This is a genomic window from Ornithinibacillus bavariensis (assembly GCF_050433565.1).
In the GTDB taxonomy this organism is placed as follows: Bacteria; Bacillota; Bacilli; order Bacillales; family Amphibacillaceae; genus Ornithinibacillus; species Ornithinibacillus bavariensis.
The window spans coordinates 98,152-116,689 of the sequence record NZ_JBNPWZ010000007.1 but is presented as its reverse complement, the minus strand read 5'-3'; the positions used below and the strand labels follow the sequence as shown (position 1 = coordinate 116,689).

The 18,538-nt window shown below is 37.3% G+C and carries 15 protein-coding genes; 6 read left to right on the top strand and 9 right to left on the bottom strand.

The genetic code is table 11. From position 1 onward, the window contains the following. Positions 1 to 152 precede the first annotated feature (152 nt). Positions 153 to 1,067, top strand: coding sequence for a Gfo/Idh/MocA family protein (locus HNR27_RS13125; RefSeq protein ID WP_429340069.1), 915 nt, complete (start codon positions 153 to 155; stop codon positions 1,065 to 1,067). A gap of 174 nt (positions 1,068 to 1,241) precedes the next feature. On the opposite strand, the gene hpaB is transcribed toward HNR27_RS13125, so the two are convergent. After that, positions 1,242 to 2,681 carry a 4-hydroxyphenylacetate 3-monooxygenase, oxygenase component gene (gene hpaB, locus HNR27_RS13120; protein WP_429340068.1) on the bottom strand — a complete coding sequence of 480 codons (1,440 nt, stop codon included), beginning with the start codon at positions 2,679 to 2,681 and terminating at the stop codon, positions 1,242 to 1,244. Positions 2,682 to 2,949: 268 nt separating this feature from the next. Continuing rightward, on the bottom strand, positions 2,950 to 4,464 hold the full coding sequence (locus HNR27_RS13115; protein WP_429340067.1) for an MDR family MFS transporter: 1,515 nt from the start codon (positions 4,462 to 4,464) through the stop codon (positions 2,950 to 2,952). Positions 4,465 to 5,164: 700 nt separating this feature from the next. Here HNR27_RS13115 and HNR27_RS13110 point away from each other — a divergent pair. Then, positions 5,165 to 6,403 carry a helix-turn-helix domain-containing protein gene (locus tag HNR27_RS13110; protein ID WP_429340066.1) on the top strand — a complete coding sequence of 413 codons (1,239 nt, stop codon included), beginning with the start codon at positions 5,165 to 5,167 and terminating at the stop codon, positions 6,401 to 6,403. A gap of 51 nt (positions 6,404 to 6,454) precedes the next feature. Here HNR27_RS13110 and HNR27_RS13105 read toward each other — a convergent pair whose 3' ends face one another. Beyond that, on the bottom strand, positions 6,455 to 7,051 hold the full coding sequence (locus tag HNR27_RS13105) for a TasA family protein (RefSeq protein ID WP_429340065.1): 597 nt from the start codon (positions 7,049 to 7,051) through the stop codon (positions 6,455 to 6,457). A 64-nt stretch (positions 7,052 to 7,115) separates the two neighbouring features. Then, complete coding sequence (sipW, locus tag HNR27_RS13100; RefSeq protein ID WP_429340064.1) at positions 7,116 to 7,667, bottom strand: signal peptidase I SipW; 552 nt, start codon at positions 7,665 to 7,667, stop codon at positions 7,116 to 7,118. A gap of 219 nt (positions 7,668 to 7,886) precedes the next feature. Here sipW and HNR27_RS13095 point away from each other — a divergent pair, with 219 nt between their 5' ends. Together HNR27_RS13095 and HNR27_RS13090 are read left to right on the top strand one after the other, a co-directional pair. Next, complete coding sequence (locus tag HNR27_RS13095) at positions 7,887 to 9,695, top strand: M4 family metallopeptidase (RefSeq protein WP_429340063.1); 1,809 nt, start codon at positions 7,887 to 7,889, stop codon at positions 9,693 to 9,695. 507 nt (positions 9,696 to 10,202) lie between these two features. After that, complete coding sequence (locus HNR27_RS13090) at positions 10,203 to 11,702, top strand: malate:quinone oxidoreductase (protein ID WP_429340062.1); 1,500 nt, start codon at positions 10,203 to 10,205, stop codon at positions 11,700 to 11,702. A gap of 44 nt (positions 11,703 to 11,746) precedes the next feature. On the opposite strand, the gene HNR27_RS13085 is transcribed toward HNR27_RS13090, so the two are convergent. Further along, positions 11,747 to 12,307, bottom strand: coding sequence for a GNAT family N-acetyltransferase (locus HNR27_RS13085; protein WP_212920076.1), 561 nt, complete (start codon positions 12,305 to 12,307; stop codon positions 11,747 to 11,749). Between the two features lie 162 nt (positions 12,308 to 12,469). Between HNR27_RS13085 and HNR27_RS13080 the strand changes: the two genes are divergently transcribed. Both HNR27_RS13080 and HNR27_RS13075 read left to right on the top strand, forming a co-directional pair. After that, complete coding sequence (locus HNR27_RS13080; RefSeq protein ID WP_429340061.1) at positions 12,470 to 13,723, top strand: MFS transporter; 1,254 nt, start codon at positions 12,470 to 12,472, stop codon at positions 13,721 to 13,723. 132 nt (positions 13,724 to 13,855) lie between these two features. Continuing rightward, positions 13,856 to 14,872 (top strand): DUF1646 family protein, encoded by a 1,017-nt coding sequence (locus tag HNR27_RS13075; RefSeq protein ID WP_212920078.1) that lies wholly within the window; start codon positions 13,856 to 13,858, stop codon positions 14,870 to 14,872. 42 nt (positions 14,873 to 14,914) lie between these two features. Here the strand turns inward: HNR27_RS13075 and HNR27_RS13070 are convergent, their stop codons facing one another. The 4 genes from HNR27_RS13070 to HNR27_RS13055 form a co-directional block, all read right to left on the bottom strand. Further along, a complete protein-coding gene (locus tag HNR27_RS13070) occupies positions 14,915 to 15,373 on the bottom strand; it encodes a YhfM domain-containing protein (protein WP_429340060.1) in 459 nt (152 codons plus the stop codon). Between the two features lie 62 nt (positions 15,374 to 15,435). Continuing rightward, the gene (locus HNR27_RS13065; protein WP_429340059.1) at positions 15,436 to 16,197 is read right to left on the bottom strand and encodes a cytochrome c oxidase assembly protein; all 762 of its coding nucleotides are present in this window, start codon (positions 16,195 to 16,197) and stop codon (positions 15,436 to 15,438) included. 145 nt (positions 16,198 to 16,342) lie between these two features. Continuing rightward, entirely contained in the window at positions 16,343 to 17,788 is a 1,446-nt protein-coding gene (locus HNR27_RS13060) for a nicotinate phosphoribosyltransferase (protein ID WP_429340058.1), read from the bottom strand. Between the two features lie 62 nt (positions 17,789 to 17,850). Continuing rightward, positions 17,851 to 18,408 carry a cysteine hydrolase family protein gene (locus HNR27_RS13055; RefSeq protein ID WP_429340057.1) on the bottom strand — a complete coding sequence of 186 codons (558 nt, stop codon included), beginning with the start codon at positions 18,406 to 18,408 and terminating at the stop codon, positions 17,851 to 17,853. Positions 18,409 to 18,538 lie beyond the last annotated feature (130 nt).

Here is an 18,538-nt window from a genome sequence, read left to right as displayed (position 1 = left end):
AACCAGTGCTGTGGTATTTAAATCAGCATTTAGTGTACTGCACATGCAAAAATAGTTCCTCCTGCTTCTATGTACATATAAGTACTTATACTCTTTTAAAATACACATGAAAGAATATAGCGATATAATTAATCCTTTGGGGAGTGGTTGGGATGAATCGGCCAAGAATCGGCATGGTAGGGTTAGGTGGGATAGCACAAAAAGCATATTTACCAATTTTAACAAACGAAAAAAGCTGGCAGTTTGTCGGTGCATATTCACCCAATTCGATAAAGCGAAAAAGAATTTGTCAGCAATACCGAATTGAGGATTTTTCTACTATGTCAGCTCTGATTCAGGCTTGTGACGCAGTGTTTGTACATAGCTCAACAGAGTCGCATTTTGAGGTGGTCTCTACCCTTCTACAGCACGGGAAAGATGTATATGTAGACAAGCCACTAGCGGCGACACTAGAAGAAGCAGAAAGGTTAGTGGAATTGAGTGATAAAAGCGGTAGAAAGCTAATGGTTGGATTTAACCGGCGATTTGCACCAATGTATGTAGAAGCAAAAGAAAGGAAGGGAAGTCTTTCTGCTCTTTCCTTTGAAAAGCATCGAGAGAATGGGATTGGTCCAGTTGATTACCGTTTTACTATGCTCGATGATTATATTCATGCAGTTGATTTTATCCGATGGTTTCAGGATGATGAGGTGACACTGGCCTATCAAAGGCTAGATATCAATCGTGAACAGCATTTGGTATATGCACAGCATGTGTTCGAAGGAAAGAATGGAGCAACATTTACTATATCGATGCATCGAAAAGCTGGGGTGGATTTGGAGCAATTACGATTACTTACCAATGGACGGATTATTCAGGTTCAAAATCTACAAGTGATGGACATCTTAGAGGACGGTAAACATACCATACAAACGGCACCTTCTTGGGCAACCATCCTGCACCAGAAAGGATTTGAAGCAGCAGTTGAACATTTCATCGGCTGTATCATAAACGATATGAAACCACTTGTCGATGGACAGGAAGGGTTGAAGTCCCAAATCCTTGTGGAAAAATTATTTAGGAAATAGTGATGATTCATTTACCCCTTACTTATTGGTAGAGGGCTTTTATGTGAAAAACCCATAAATTATGCTTGGCTCTTTTCATGTCGGTTGGCCAATTTGATGGGGCAAAGGGAAGGAGAACCTTTGCCTGTTCCCTTTGCCCTATCAATCGATACGTTTCTAGCCATTAATCAACCGTCACTCTTCCGTTAAAAAATCCCTCACCCTTTTCACATAAGGGGTTTTATCATAGGAATAATATAGCTGACTTGCTAGTTTTACGGGATCGCCAAAGAAGTATCGTTCATACTGTACCTCACGTGCTCCAAAGGCGCTCATCGATAACTCCCATGCTAGTCGAAAGAGCTTTACACGGTTCTTGGCGTCGTCTGATTTAGACTGTAAATAATGATCTAAATCCTTCTTCAAAGGTGATTCAAATGCACTTTCTGTAGGTATGGATATTAGTCCACTTGCACCAATTAGTTGAATGATTTCATTAAATCGTGCATACACCTTTGGAAAGATATTACTAGCCACCTGAAGTGTCTTTTGGTCTGGGCGCATGATTCCCCATTCATCCAACTTTGCCTCTACCTCTGATTTAATAATTAATGCCTTCAAGGTTTCTAAGGCGATAATAATTTCGGATGTCTTCTCCTGAACATGCTGGTATTCGCCTATGTTAATCGAATCAATAATCGATTGAACGATGCCTAGCACGAATTCCGTTTTAATGATTTGTCTCGATATTGCTTGATGCAAGGAAAATGGTAGGAATGAGCTTGCCATGGCAAACTCATTCGAAACGAGTAAGTTATTATAATAAAATACGCGCTCCCACGGAATGAGTACATGATCAAAAACAACAATGGTATCCATTTCTTCATAACGCGAGCTTAGTGGGTAATTAAATGTAGAGTCACCGATTACGAATGACTCCCTGCAAATAAATCGTATCCCCTTTTCATTGCTTGGAATGGAGAAAGCAAAACCATTTGCTTTGTCTTGTATACCACCTGCTGAAAAAACGACTATTTCATCGGTGATGCCACCTCGAGTCGCTAAAAGTCGTGCACCCTTTATCACAATACCCTCATCATTTGTCTCGATAACCTTTGCGGCAATTGGTTCATCCGAATCCTCAAAGTAAAATTGAGCCCGATTTACTTGTGGGTTTACAAAGGAATGTGTCATAGACAAGTCATTTTCTCTCGCATACTCATAGAAAGCAACTAACCGTTCCGGATAGCAGTTTTCTTTCCCCTTTAGATAGCCAGCGGAGGATGCAAGAGCCATTAAGACTGTATTCATATAATCGGGACTTCTACCCATCATGCCATTACTTGCCAATGCCCACTCTTGTGTCATCTTTCTTCTTTTAATCAAATCATCAATTGATTTTGGTTGTAAAAAAGACATTCCTACTTTTTGTCCGGTTGTTTCGGAAGTATAGGTCATTATACTCTTTAAAGAATCATTATGCTGCAAGTCATATAATGCAGCCTGGCTATTTATAACTCCTTTAAATGCCGGATGCTCGGAAATTTTCCCAGTAACAGGCTTGTCATCCACCCATACATTTGCCTTTAGATTGTCAATTCGCGTGATATAGTCACTTCCGCTTATGGCTGGCATACTCTCACTCCTTGAAAATAAATCCCATTAGCTACAATATATTTCCTGATAGTTTATTATGATTTTTAACTAAGGGTTCCATATATTAATGATGTGATCAGATATTTTGGCTATAATCTAGAACGCTACCAGATGGAAGGTGAAAGTGGCGTATGGGGCTCCGTTGGGGTGTATTAGCTACTATTGATGTACCGAAATAGGAGTAATTTATTAGTAAATTATTAAAGGTTAAACCCTTATAAAACAGGGTTTAACCTTTTTCATTAATTTATTGATCGATACGTTTCTGTAGCTCTAATACCTTCTGATGTGATGGTAGGAAAAGAGCTGAAATCAATGCCGCAACAGCAATAACGAAAATTACTATAAATATAAGGTGAATCCCATGTGCTAAGGACTGATTAACAAAATCCATTAATTCTGGTGGAATATTGGTTAAATTATTTCCTGCCTCACCATTCGTTTGAAGTAAGTTATTAATCGTTTCCGCATCACCTGCATTTTCAGGTAGATGGGATGCAGCATATTTAGCAACAGACGAATTAAACATACTTCCTAAAATGGTGATTCCAATCGTTTGTCCTAACGAACGGACAAATGAATTCGAAGCAGTTGCTGCACCACGCATTTGCCAACCAACGGATGCCTGAATCATAACGGTTGTCGGAGTAATGGCATATCCCATACCAAGCCCAAGCACAATCATTAAGCCGACAAAGTACCAGTATGGAGAGTCTAATTGAATGGCCAAGGTCCATCCTGTCCCTAATGCGACAAGAATAACACCTATCAGGGTTGTTCGCTTCGAACCAATTCGATACATATAGCGTCCGCCAAAAGTAGCAGCAAGCGGCCATGCTAAGGACATTGGCATTAAGGTTAGTCCTGAGCTTGTCGCACTATGTCCGAGTATCGTTTGAATCCACATTGGTAAGTAGACATTAGCTCCAATTAACACAAAGCTCAGTAAAAATCCAATCAAATTGGAAATGGCAATGACTCGAATTTTAAAGATGGATAGTGGTAGCATTGGCTCTTCCACCTTTGTCTCAATCCAAAGGAACAGAAGAGTACCAATGGCAGACCCAATCAACAATAGAATAATCGTTGTGCTTCCCCAAGCATATTTTGTCCCACCACTTAATAACGCATAGAGTAGTGCAGAAACCGAGGCGGTGAACACGAGGGCTCCCCAATAATCAATTTTTTTCGACTGACGTTCAACGGTCTCATGTAAAAATAAAATGACGAGAATAAGTGAAATGGCACCAACTGGTACGTTGATATAGAATATCCATCTCCATGAAAAGTGATCAACGAACATACCACCAACTAGCGGTCCCATTAATCCAGCAATTCCCCACACACCACTAAATAGCCCTTGCATCTTAGCGCGTTGTTCTCCTGGAAAAATATCACCGATAATTGTAAAGGTAACTGGCATTACTGCCCCTGCGCCAATCCCTTGAAAGGCACGAAACCAAATTAGTTGTTCCATGGACTGAGCTAGTCCAGATAGAACCGATCCCAGTACAAACAAAATTACTCCAATAATGAAGATAATTTTTCGGCCAAAGAGATCGGCCAATTTTCCGTAAATAGGAGTAGTGACACTAGTGGTTAATGTATAAATGGCGAAAACCCAGCTATATAGGCTTAAGCCTTGTAATTCACCAACAATATGTGGCATTGCCGTACTGACAACCGTTACATCAATAGCAGTGAGAAATACAGCCACCATCATAGCCACAGTCACCATTTTTCGATTGGTTTGATGACTCAACCTAGCCATCCCCCTTTAAATTACTAGTATTATGTAAATTCAGAAATAGTTCAGATATACAACCTATTTTATACTTTTTTAAGTAGTGTTGTATATATTTCAGCATTGTCGAGATGTCTTCGATCATAGTTAAGAAATCTACTAGCAATCTATCTAACTTATTAGGATGAACGAAGGTATAACATTACTTCTTTGTCAAAGTATAATGGCACCCATCCATTGTTAATAATATTTGATCCAGTATTATGCGATGGGGAAGTGAGGGGGATTGCTATAAATGGATTATGATACCGGAAATAAATTACGTTTCTATTAAATGGCAAGAGGATAAGATTCTATACGAGTACAGAGGAAGCTAACAGCTTTTGTCTGGAGAATTTTAAAAAGGTGTTAATTGAGTTGAAGGAAAAGCTTGCTATAAGGTAGGAAGTGATTACTTCTCTTAATATACAAGCTTCTATTCCTTACTAGAATTTGCAAGGGAACTCGTTAGTAGGGACAACAAATAATAGGTGTTATTATTTACCTCCGTTATAAAGTAAGATGTAAAAAGTCTTAGTACATCGTAATTTTAATGATGCTATTAGCTATTTAATCGTACGTTTCAACGCTACTTTTTCCCTATGGTTAATTACCTCCCTATATATTATAATTCTTTATAGAAAATTGCGAAAATATAGTCTATTAGAGGAGGTATACGATGCTGCAGGGAGAGATTATTAAATTCTATCGCGAAAAAAATAACATGACACAAGCACAGCTGGCGGATGGAATCTGTACAACTACCCACATTAGTAAAATTGAACGAGGAAAAACCGCATATTCTGAAGAGCTTATTACGCTGTTCTCAGAACGCCTTGCAATAGATATAAAAAAAGAGATAGAATCTGTAGAAAGAATAGAAAAGTTACTTCAACAGTGGCATCAATCCATGATTTTGGGCAGAAATGAAATGATCGAACATATCAAGAATGAATTAGAAGAAATAGCCTTTGTCTACTCATCTTACTACATATCCCACTACCAATTACTCCATGCTAGATACAATATCATACATCGAAATCATAAAAAGGCTTTTGAAATACTCGAGAATGTTAGAAAAAAATCTCAAGAGCTAACTCCATATGAATACAATCTCTTACATCATATATACGGAATCTATTACATTAGTGATAGTGCTCATGTTACCCAGGGAGGTCATTTAAAACCACTTCAATTTTTAGAAAAGGTACAAATTGATGAGTACGGGAATGAAGAATATTATTATCACCTGGCAATTTCCTACCATTTAATCAGCTCACACATCATGGCTTATTATTATGCTGAAAAGGCATTACGTTATTTTCGAGCAACAAATAACTATGCACGGTCGATGGATGCAGAAACGTTTATGCTACTACAACTAAGTCGTGATGATTCCGTTGACTTCGATAACATTGTAGAACGATACCATCAGTTAATTCAAAATTGTGATACCTTAGGCTTTACAACCAAAAAGGCTATCTTACTAAATAACCTGGGCTTTGAATATTTTCATAAAGGTGAATATGCTTTATCGAAAAACTGCCATTGGGAAGCGATGCAATTGGATGAACCAGAATCTCCTAGCCATCTTTTACATCTTTATAACTATTTAGATACTTGTTTGGAAGGTAATCTTTCAAGAAAGAATATTTTACTTAAAAAAATAAAAGAAGGCCTTTCCCTAGCAGAAAAATTGGATAGTAAGCATTTCATCGTTTTATTCCAGATAATAAAACTAAAAGCGCAAGGAAATAAAGATGCTTATTATAAATTTCTCGAGGAAAAGGCGCTGCCCCATTTTTCTAAGATTAATCATGTTATTTACTATAAGCGCTATGGAAAAGTTCTATTTGAACACTATATTCAGACAAACCAGTATTTAAAAGCATCGAAGGTTCTTGGTGATCAATTATAAGCTATCCCCGAGAAGTATAGATTTCTCGGGGATAAGTAATTGTACTTCTTTTTAACCCTCATTCAGTTGTCCTTCAGTCTGTTCAGCAACAAACTGCCATTTTAACTGTAAGGCATCTCCTTGGAATTGGTTTTGATCTTCCCCATTATCAACGAATTCAAATAAGACGATAACTTTGTTAATATCACCTGGCTTTAGTCCATTTGGAACCTTTTCTCCCCCGACAAATGTATCAACCGCTGTAATGTCAGGTGTGATCTTGGAAAGCTCACTAAGGGTTGTTTCCATTACTTGAACCGTTGCATTGTTTTGGTTGTAAAGTATGGTTACTTTAATATGGTCAGCAAAATCATCTGTATTATCACCTAAAGCATCATTAACCTCGTAACTCGTATTCAACAATACCCTGTGAATGTCTAGTGTTCCATTATTGGTTAGTGTAAACTCACGAGAGATTTCATCGCCGGGCTTTAGATTAGTAACATTAACGATTGTTTCTGGATTAACGGATAAATCTAATGTACCTGCGGCAAACGTATTATTGACTTCAACTGTATCGCTGAAATACGCATACGTTCCTCCTCCCATTAATGAAAATCCTAGTGCTGCTGTAAGTATTCCCTTACTTACCTTCTTTGAAAAACTCATTTTTCTTCCTCCTCTAGTATTTTAAATTTTTTAACCCTATATCTTCATTTCAAAGGATAGGGGATTAAACGGTTTCCGTTTCTTTTACTTTTTTCCCTTCTAGCTCTCTAGCTGCCAAGAAAATCGAACGACCTGCTGATAGAACCAATAATAGGCCGGGAATAAATAATAAAAGTGCAGCTCCGAGCTTTGATGTTGCGAATCCTACTACATATCCCAGGATTGGAATGGTGACCCCAGTATACTTTCCAACTATATGTTGGGCTTGAACATAATCTCGGTCAGCCGCATTGTTGTTATCTCCCTTCGTTTGAAACAATTGATTACCATTTACGTCCATGACATCCACAATACGATGCGTAACCAACCTATCTTCTTGTTGAAAAGTAATGATATCCCCATTCTTATATGTCGTATCAGAACCTACTAGCTCAGTTAAAATGATAGACCCCGTTTTAAAGGTAGGATCCATAGAACCTGACAAAACTACTTTAACTTGATGTCCAAATAGGGACGGCTCTCCACCAGATGCTTTCGTTGATATAACAAAAAGTGCCAATAAACAAAAAAGAATTAACGTTCCTGTCTTCATAATCCCAAAAATGATTTTTTTCATTTTCATCCACCTCCAACAGCGTATAATTCAAGCGTAGGTTATAGGCGGAAAATTGTAAATTGGGTTATTTTTCATATAAAAACACTAGAAAATAACCCTTTTTTTCAGCTCAAATCTATTAAATGCGAGTTTAATAGGGTTTTCTATAACCCAATTGACTGTCTAGGGAAAACCCAAGAATAATAGAGGGTGTAAGCAAAACCAAAAGGAGAGGTGATTGTGTTGAAGAAGAAAAAGGATTTAAAAAAGAGGGCACTTCCTGTATTTTTAACAGCAACGTTAGCCTTCTCGGGGTTAGCATTACCTGGCACCAATGTTTCCGCTAGTGGGCAAGAAGTAGACACACCATCTTATGTAAATGTCTTGAGCGAAGCACCTAAGGGATTAAGTAGAGAGGATACTGTTTATTTATTCCTTCAAACACAGGTATCAGGACAAAATGCATCGTTAAACACTAAAAATGTAGAATCACAAATCACAAAGTCAAAGGAACAGTTCGAAATTATAGACAAAATAGATGACAAAGAGACCGGAACATATCATTTTAGAACGGTTGAAATGATTCATGGTGTTCCAATTTATGGATCTGAACAAACGGTGGCATTAGACAAAAACAATCAAGTAATGGCCTTCTTTGGAAATGTTACACCAAAACGTAAACAGTCTATCCTATCATCTGAATCAACACTTTCGGAAGATCAAGCATTAGAGGTTGCAAAACGTGATATTGAAGCGGAAATTGGAGAAGTCAAAGAATATGATGGCATTGACGCAAAGCTAATCTGGTACCCGGACAATGGGAGTCATACGTTAGCATATTTAGTAATAGCTTCCACTTCTATTCCAGCACCAGGATATTATCATTACTTTGTAGATGCTACTAGTGGTGAAATAATGAAAAGCTACAATGCCTTTCATGAAATGGCACCAACCATAGATTCACAGAAAAATAGTTTCACTGTTGCGTCATCTGGTGAGGAACAAGAAATATCTCCTCTAGCAGAATCGGATTCATCTGAACCAATTACATCAAGAGGGATGGACATATTTGGTAACCTCTTAACGTTTAATTCTACGTTAAATAAGGAAACAGGAGCACGTTATTTGTTTGATAATACAAGAGCAAATGGTATTCACACATTTCATGCCCAACGTATGCCGGAGTTTTCCTTTCTATTACTCAATGCTTTATTAGGATTTACAGGCTTTGAGGTGACAACTTCATCAAGCTTCTTCTATGATCCTGCGGCGGTTTCAGCACATGTAAATGCTGGAAAGGTGTATGACTACTATAAAAGAGTGTTTAATAGGGATTCCCTTGATAATAATGGCATGAAGTTAATCTCAACGGTTCATGTTGGAGAGAAATGGAATAATGCTGGATGGAATGGCAAACAAATGATATATGGGGATGGAGACGGCCAGCTCATGATTTCTACCTCAGGCGGTATGGATGTCATTGGACATGAGATGACCCATGGTGTCATTACACATACAGCTGATCTCATTTATGAAGGGGAATCTGGAGCATTAAATGAATCACTTGCTGATATTATGGGTTCATTTATCGAGAATAAAACAGGAGATGATTTGTGGCTATTAGGTGAAGATATTTATACGCCAAATATCCCTGGTGATGGTCTACGTGATATGAAGGATCCCGGTTCAGTTCCTCTATCTGGTTATACAGAAACAGGCTACTATCCTGATCATTACAATGATCGCTATTTGGGTGAGAAGGACAATGGTGGTGTACACATCAATAGTAGTATCAACAATAAAGCAGCTCATTTAATAACAGAAGGTGGTACACATTATGGTGTAACGGTTAATGGAATTGGAAAACAAAAGGCAGAAAAAATCTTCTATCGTACACTAACCCATTATTTAACAGCTTCTTCTAACTTTAGTGACATGCGCCAAGCAGCAGTTCAAGCAGCTCGTGACTTGTATCCGGATCGCAATGGAGAGCCATCTGTTGAGGTACAGGCAGTTATGGCAGCATATGATGCTGTAGGAGTTCATTAATTTAGCGTAATTTGAAGGACGGTTATTTCGTTTCTAGTAGCAATTGCTGACTGGGAAACGACATAATCGTCCATTTTTTTACTCGAAGTATTGCTGTTTCATTACCAATCTCTGAACGACTCCAACTACCGTCTTTACTGATATAGCAAATATCCAAGATATGGATCGAGCGTTATTAAAATAAAAGAAATAAAGTGACTCAAAACGTAGTCCTTAAAAAGCGAGAATAATATCTCGCTTTTTAAGTGCAATAAAATAGTTTATAATAATGGTAGAAATAAAGACTTAAGAATAGTTATAATAGTTATATGATATTTTTGTGACAGAAAAGGGCGTTCTACTTAGGCGCCTTGCTTTTTGGCAGATAGGAAAGTTAAAAATTCTTTCCCGCCAGCATAAGAAAAGCAAACACTTCGCGAAAGACGTGCGAATGCGAGTTTTTCTCAGAAAAGAAGCGGGTGAGCCCACCCTTTACTGCCTAATATTTAGGGGATAAGGAAGGATAACATGAGTAACAAACAAGGTACAACAGATGTCATCTTGATTGGCGCAGGTGTGATGAGTGCAACATTAGGATCACTGTTAAAAGAGCTACAACCAGACTGGAACATTACCGTTTTCGAGAAGCTGGATAAACCGGGTGAGGAGAGCTCTAATGAATGGAACAATGCAGGAACAGGGCATTCTGCATTATGTGAGCTTAACTATACACCTGAGAAATCAGACGGAACAATCGATATAACAAAAGCAATTAAAATTAATGAGCAATTTCAACTATCTAGACAATTTTGGTCTTATCTTGTAAACAGTAATTTAATTGAAAATCCAAGTGATTTTATTATGCCAATTCCTCATATGAGTTTAGTTGAGGGCGATAAAAATGTTAACTTTTTGAAAAAAAGATTTGAAGCGCTATCAAAAAGTCCACTTTTTGAGGGAATGGAATATTCCGATGACCCAGAGACCTTAAAGGAATGGATCCCGCTTATAATGGAAGGAAGAACATCAAGCGAGCCAATTGCTGCTACGAAAATTGATTCGGGTACAGATGTGAACTTTGGTGCTTTAACACGGATGTTATTTACCCACCTACAAAATCAAGGTGTAACGATTCATTATCAGCATCAGGTAAAAAACATTAAGCGTGGCAATGACGGTTCCTGGGAGCTAAAAGTAAAGAATCTTCAAAATGGTACGGTGGAACGCCATCATGCCAAATTTATTTTCCTTGGTGCAGGTGGAGGTAGCTTACATTTGCTCCAAAAAACTGGTATCCCTGAAGGAAAAGGTATTGGCGGCTTTCCTGTAAGCGGATTATTTATGGTATGTAATAAGCCGGAAATTGTTGAGCAGCATCATGCCAAGGTTTATGGTAAGGCTAAGGTCGGTGCTCCGCCAATGTCTGTACCACATCTCGATACTAGATATATCGATAATAAAAAGTCTTTATTATTCGGTCCGTTTGCAGGATTTTCACCGAAGTTTCTAAAGACAGGTTCTATATTTGACCTAATTACTTCGGTTAAAATGCACAATATCGTGAATATGATCGGTGCAGGCCTAAAAAACATGGCATTGACGAAATACTTAATTCAACAGCTTTTATTAACGAAAGAAAAGCGGATGGAAGAGCTTCGCGAGTTCATTCCAGATGCAAAAAGTGAGGATTGGGATATTGTCGTTGCTGGTCAGCGTGTTCAAGTGATTGAAGAGACTGAAGCGGGTGGTAAGGGAACACTACAGTTCGGTACGAAGGTAGTGCATGCTGCTGATGGTTCTGTGGCAGGGTTACTTGGTGCATCTCCGGGTGCATCTACCGCAGTATCGATTATGCTGGAGTTAATTGAAAAATGCTTCCCAGAGCATTTAGAAGAATGGAAACCAAAGATAAAAGAAATGGTTCCTTCTTATGATATATCACTGAAAGAAAATCCAGAGCTTGTTCAGGAAATTCAAGCTTCCACCGCAGAAGCACTATGTTTAACAAGTGAACTTCAGGAAGTATAAATAAGAGAGCCGTAGATAGTAATCTACGGCTCATTCGTTTGGGCTTAAACCAAGCTATTTTCGTTTCCAGCATATTGGATTACGTCATGAGTTGGTTTTGGTACACACCCATAGATTTTCTCTGCTTGGAAGGAGTGAATTTCCGAATAGACCATTTTCATCCATTCAAATATCTCCATTTCGGATATGGAGTGGTCAGCCCAATACCATATATCTAACGGTACCTCATCGTTTAATAAAAATGCCTGGAATCGATATTGGATGTCTTTTGCTGGGTTAAAACCTTCTCGCTTATAAAAGCGAAGCCTCTTTTCGGTGTCAGGACTATTAGGATCAACTGCTTCAACTTCTAAAATAATTGGTTTGTTTTTTGCTTTTAACTTTTCAATGATTTGATGGCCAATTCCTGTTCCCCTTGATTCTTTGGAGACTAATAAGAAATCGACAAAAATGAACGTATCAAATTCTGCATACATGACAATATGATATTTTCCCTCATCTTTAACATATATATTCCCTTTTTCTTCTAATAGTGCATCAAGCTGTTCCTTTGCTTTCATTTCATCAACTGGAAAATAGGTCTGTAGTTTTTCATACCAATTCATTCTGTTAATCTTCCTTCTTTCTTCTAGTAACTTTCCATATTAGAGTATAACACAACAGGCTTCAGCTTTAATATTTCCCCCCTATTCAACCTTTTTAAAAAATAGTAACTATTCCCATTTGTGTTATACTAAATGAAAAAATAATCGGGAGAAGTAGAAAAATTGAGGTTTTTACGTGATAGAGATCCTTATAAAGTCTATATCTATACCAATTTTTTATCTGCACTAATTTTTACATTTATCTTTACCGTAAACTTGTTGTATCATGTACAAATTGTAAGGCTTGATCCGCTCCAGCTTGTTTTAGTTGGAACGGTGCTAGAACTGACAGTTTTCCTATTCGAAATTCCGACGGGAGTTGTTGCGGATTTAAAGAGTCGGAAGCTATCTATTATTATCGGGTACTTTTTAATAGGGAGTGGTTTTTTAATAGAGGGACTTTTCCCTTTGTTTGTTACCGTAATTATTTCACAGGTGTTATGGGGAATAGGGTACACATTTACTAGCGGTGCCCAGCAAGCATGGATTGCAGATGAGATTGGAGAGAAGGAGGCATCTGCTGCGTTTGTAAAAGGTGCCAGAGCAGGGAATTTAGGTCGGATCATAGCAATTCCATTAAGTATAGGAGTTGGGTACTTTATGGTTAATCTCCCAATTCTATTAGGTGGAATTGGTATGCTGCTATTAGCTGTACTATTAATTCGCTATATGAAGGAAGAGAACTTTCATCCTGCTAATAAAGAGGAAAGGGATTCTACCTGGAGTCATCTGAAGAAGAATATGAAGAACATTATTCGATATTCCAAAGCTAGCTTTCTATTGCGGATATTATTTTTAATTGCTTTATTATTTGGTCTGTATAGTGAGGGCTTTGATAGACTTTGGATGACACATTTTATTGATGCTGCAAATCTATTGAAGCTTACGGATTCACAACTAGTTATATTTATGGGGGCTATTGAGTTCGTCATTGTACTTTTTTCCTTTATAACGCTACATTTTATTAGTAAAAGCACGATTTATGAGAGAAGAAAACAAATCTATATAGCATTATTTATCGGTAGTTTTATCATTATTAGTTCATTGCTAGGCTTTGCATTTTCAACATTGGTTATTGGTTTGCTTGTATTCTATATGTTAATCCAAATTTGCAGACATACGATGGAGCCATTAGTGGATGTTTGGTTGAACCAACTAATCGTCGATTCAAAGACACGCGCATCATTCTTTTCTGTGAAGGGACAAATAGATGCTATTGGCCAAATTAGCGGTGGCCCAGTGATTGGTCTTATAGCAACCAAGTTGGCAATAAGAACTGCATTTGTATGCTGTGCCATTCTATTATCACCGGTTCTAGTTTTATATTATTTAATCGTGAAAAAGGATAAGGACTCCAATAACAAAACTTCTGGTTAGTTGTGGTAAAATTAGACATATGTAAAGGGAAGCCTATTTTTAAATGTGAATCCGCTCACTAATATTTTTTCATTATTTGATTAACCTTATATTAACAACAAAAATTTCATCTACGAACTGGAGGCATAGTCAATGACCGTTGGTCTTATTATTATCTTATTCCTTGTATTATTTTTACCTTTCTTTGTAAAACCTATTGAACGAAATTTAGAACCATTTTTATTTGTGATGGGGCTACTAGCTGCAATTGTCAGTGGTGTTTTGAATATAGAGTTATTTGCAGAGGCATTGAAGGATCCTATCTTTATTACGTTAGCCGTTCTAATTGCTGGCCTGTTGTTTAAATGGTTAAAGAAACCGATCGAAGGCTTCATTTTAAAGGTTAGTCAAAAAATGAATATAAGTTTATTTCTTGCTGTTATTATTGTTGTTTTAGGACTATTATCAAGTGTTATTACAGCAATTATCGCAGCTATTGTTCTAGTTTCCATCGTGAGTGTCTTGAAGCTGGATCGAAAGACTGAAATTCGAACCGTTATCCTAGCTTGTTTTTCGATTGGACTAGGGGCCGTATTAACGCCAATTGGTGAGCCGTTAGCAACAATAACGACAAACAAACTGAATGAAAGCTTCTCCTATCTGTTTCAATCCATAGGGCTAGAGGTTATTATCGTTGTTCTAGCAATTGGTATTGTATCTTATTTTGTTCTAAAGCCTAGTCAGAGTGACCGTGGCTTAGATGGGGATAATGATGCAGAGAGCTACTCAGAAATACTAATCCGTTCCTTTAAAATTTATTTATTTGTAATGGGATTAACATTATTAGGAGCGGGATATGAGCCATTAGTGGATCGTTATTTATTAGATTTACCTCCAACCATTTTGTACTGGATCAATATGATATCAGCGGTTTTAGATAACGCAACATTAGCTGCTGCAGAAATAAGTCCAGCAATGTCCTACCAAACGATAGAATTTCTATTATTAGGCTTAATTATTAGTGGTGGAATGCTTATTCCAGGTAACATTCCAAACATTATATCTGCGAATAAGCTTGGAATTACCAGTAAAGAATGGGCTAAAATGGGTGTTCCTTTTGGATTAATTGTGATGGTTATTGTATTTATTTATCTTTTGATCTTTGGTTAGGTCACAATATATAGAGGTTCCTGCTATCATGCCAGGAACCTCTTATTTTGATTGTACAAATTCTTTTAATGATGAAGTCAAATCTTCTGGGATGGCGTAGATGGTATGTGTGTCCTTAGCATGCATCAACGTGCTTTCTTCCCCGTCTGCTCCTACCCACAAATGATATCCTTCGGTGCTTCCGTCCACATAAGTAATGAATAGATCAAATTCAGGCTCAGCCATATTCACTATCCCAGGAACTTTTTCAGCACTAGTAGTTAGTTTTTCAAAAAAAGATAGGGTCGAAGTATCATCATATTCAATGAAATAGTCTGAGTTTGTGTTAGCAAATCCTCTTGAACTAGAAATACTGACTGTACGCAGCTCTGTATTGGACGATTTTTTGGAGTCCGAATTACCATTCGTTGTTAGTCGTTCTGTGGAATTAGTTAATTGACAGCCTACAAGAGTGCTAGCCATAAAAAGGAGTAAAAGTGTAAACCAAATCATTTTTCGCATCGTCAGTTACCTCAATTTATATTGGTGTTTAAAACTTAGACGTAGGAACTTCGATAAATGTTTCATGAATCATTACTAATATGAATGGTTAATTTTAAAGACAGCTTATGGATTCCTATCATAAGTATTCCTGCTGTTATTTGATCATATGAAGTATTAAAAAATGGAGGGAGTACTTGTATGGAGTTGGTTTCGGAAGGCAGGCATAGATGAGCAGTAATTTGTGTGAGAAATGGATTATTAATCTCGCCGATTACAGCACTAACAATTAATAACAAACAGGCTGGCATAATATAGAGGCTATTATAATGACAATACTGTTTTTTCACTGTTCCTTGGAAACGATGCTTCGGATCAGGTGCAACTAATGGCCACCAGAAATGCAAGGATAAGATAAATAATAGTGTAACATATCCGTTATGAATAGCTGAATAAGCGGATAAAAGGTTTATCACGATTGGAATATGATACAAAAAAAGTAATATAGCAAAGCTTACTAAAGCGATCTGTGGGGGGAGAAGCCATCTGTTTAATGCTTTAAAAGCTGGCATTCCATAAATGATAAGCGGCGGAATGATGAAATAAAGTATGCTCATCTGAAGCATGTGTAAGCTAAAGGATAGTTCACTAATCTTCGTTAAAGGACTACCAATTGCCAGGTATAAGAGTCCCAAGCCTAGAAAAATGGAAAATGTTTTCCTATGTACAATTGTTTTATGTAAGTAATTCTTTACAAGCCATTTATAAAGTAATGCGATGAGAAGGAGCAACATGAACAAAGGAATATTCCACGCTAGTTGATCTCCTAGTAAGAAATCAAACAACCTATAACTCCTCCCTTCAGGCTGTAGTATCATTCTATAATCAACTTATGATACGTTATTTTAAATTATTCGATACGTATAAAGTATAAAAAATATGGCATCGCATAGGTATAGCGATGCCACTGTTAAATAATTTTATGAAATGCTATTTTATTTTCTTTCTAACCTCTTCTATCTTTCTCATTTTATTTTCCCATGTTTTGATACTTAAATCTACAGGATATTCTTCCGGATTTATAGGACGCTTATATTCATTCCATAATAACTGTAATTGCTTTTCAGCATATGCTTGTAATTCCTCTAAGCTCGGAGTATCATAGACTAATTTTCCATTCTGGAAAATTTCGTGATGCAGGTTAACAGCTTTGAATTTAGTGACAAACTTGCTGATATAGGTATGAACAGGATGGAACATTTTTATTTTATTTTCCTTATTCGGATCCTCATCCTCCAATGTGATGTAATCCCCTTCAGAACGATGATTGGTCGTATTAATAATTCGATATACCTTTTTCACCCCTGGTGTCGTTACTTTTTCTGGATTTCCAGAAATCTTTATCGTATCTTCCATTTCACCATGTTCATTTTCAATGGCAACTAATTTATATACCGCACCTAAGGCAGGCTGGTCAAAAGCGGTAATTAGCTTGGTTCCCACGCCATAGACATCAATTTTAGCATCCTGGGAATGAAGACTAAATATCGTATGTTCATCTAAGTCGTTTGAAGCGAATATTTTTGCCTCCGTAAAACCTGCTTCATCTAACATCTTTCTTGCCTTTTTGGAAAGGTATGCAAGGTCACCGCTATCTAAACGAATACCTAAAAAGTTGATACGGTCACCTAGCTCCTTTGCTACTCGTATCGCATTAGGTACCCCAGATTTTAATGTATCATACGTGTCCACTAGGAAAACACAGTTCTTATGGCGTTCTGCGTATTTCATAAAGGCAGTGTATTCATCTTGGTAGGCTTGTACCATCGCATGGGCATGCGTACCAGCGATAGGGATACCAAATAATTTTCCTGCACGAACATTACTCGTTGCTTGAAACCCTCCTATAAAGGCAGCGCGAGTTCCCCAAATGGCTGCATCCATCTCTTGGGCCCTTCTCGTACCAAACTCCATTAACATATGATTTTTGGCAATTTGTTTAATACGAGATGCTTTCGTCGCGATTAGTGTTTGGTAATTGATAATATTTAATAATGCCGTCTCTATAAGCTGTGCCTCTACTAGACCTGCCTCAACACGAAGAAGGGGTTCATTACCAAACACTATTTCTCCTTCTTGCATAGACTTAATTGAACCAGTAAAGCGTACCGTTCTTAAATAATCAAGAAAATCCTCACGATATCCTTGTTCAGCTAAATAACGAATATCAGAATCACTAAATTTGAAGTTTTTTACAAATTCTATTACCCTTTCCAAACCAGCAAATACGGCATATCCATTTCCAAATGGTAGTTTTCGGAAATATAAATCAAATACTGCCTTGCGCTCATGGATATTATCTGCCCAGTAAGTTTCAGCCATATTAATTTGATATAAATCTGTATGGAGGGTTAAGCTATCATCAGTATTTTCCATTGGAGTACCTCCTAAAAGAGTGGTTATTATTCATTCTTTCCTTAACTTCATGAACCTTACGTTTAATTTTTAACTACGTTTGCATTTAGTGTATTCACAAAGTGCTGCAATGCCCATTCGTGTCCAATTTGATTAAAGCTTGCAACACCATTTTCGTGGATGACAATGTCAAAGCCTCTTCCATATGCATCAATCGCAGTATGGAGGACACAGATGTCAGTACATGTGCCAACAATATGTATTTCAGATATTTTTCTTTCACGGAGGAAAAGCTCTAAACTAGTACCTACAAATGCGGAATATCTTGTTTTGTCCATCCAGTGAACATTCGATTTCGATTTATTAGCTTCCCACACATTTTGTAGATCACCATATAATTCTCTTCCTTTTGTCCCGACGATATTATGAGGGGGATAAAGCATTGCTTCAGGGTGATAGGGGTCATTCTCGAGATGTTTATCAATTGCAAAAACTACCTCATCTCCGTTATCAATAAACTGTTTGGTTAGGCTTATAATATATTCTTCTATAGCTTGTCCAGGCTTCCCGCAAGTTAATGCTCCATCCTCAGCAATGAAATCATTCGTATAATCAACATTTAATAAACACTTTTTACTCACTTTTATACACCCCTTGAAACCAATTTATTTTCTTTATTATATCAAAGTTGTCTAAATCCCTCATACTCGATAATCCACGTAGAAATTCATTGTAAAAAGACATCCTACATCAGTATCTCTTTATTGGGTG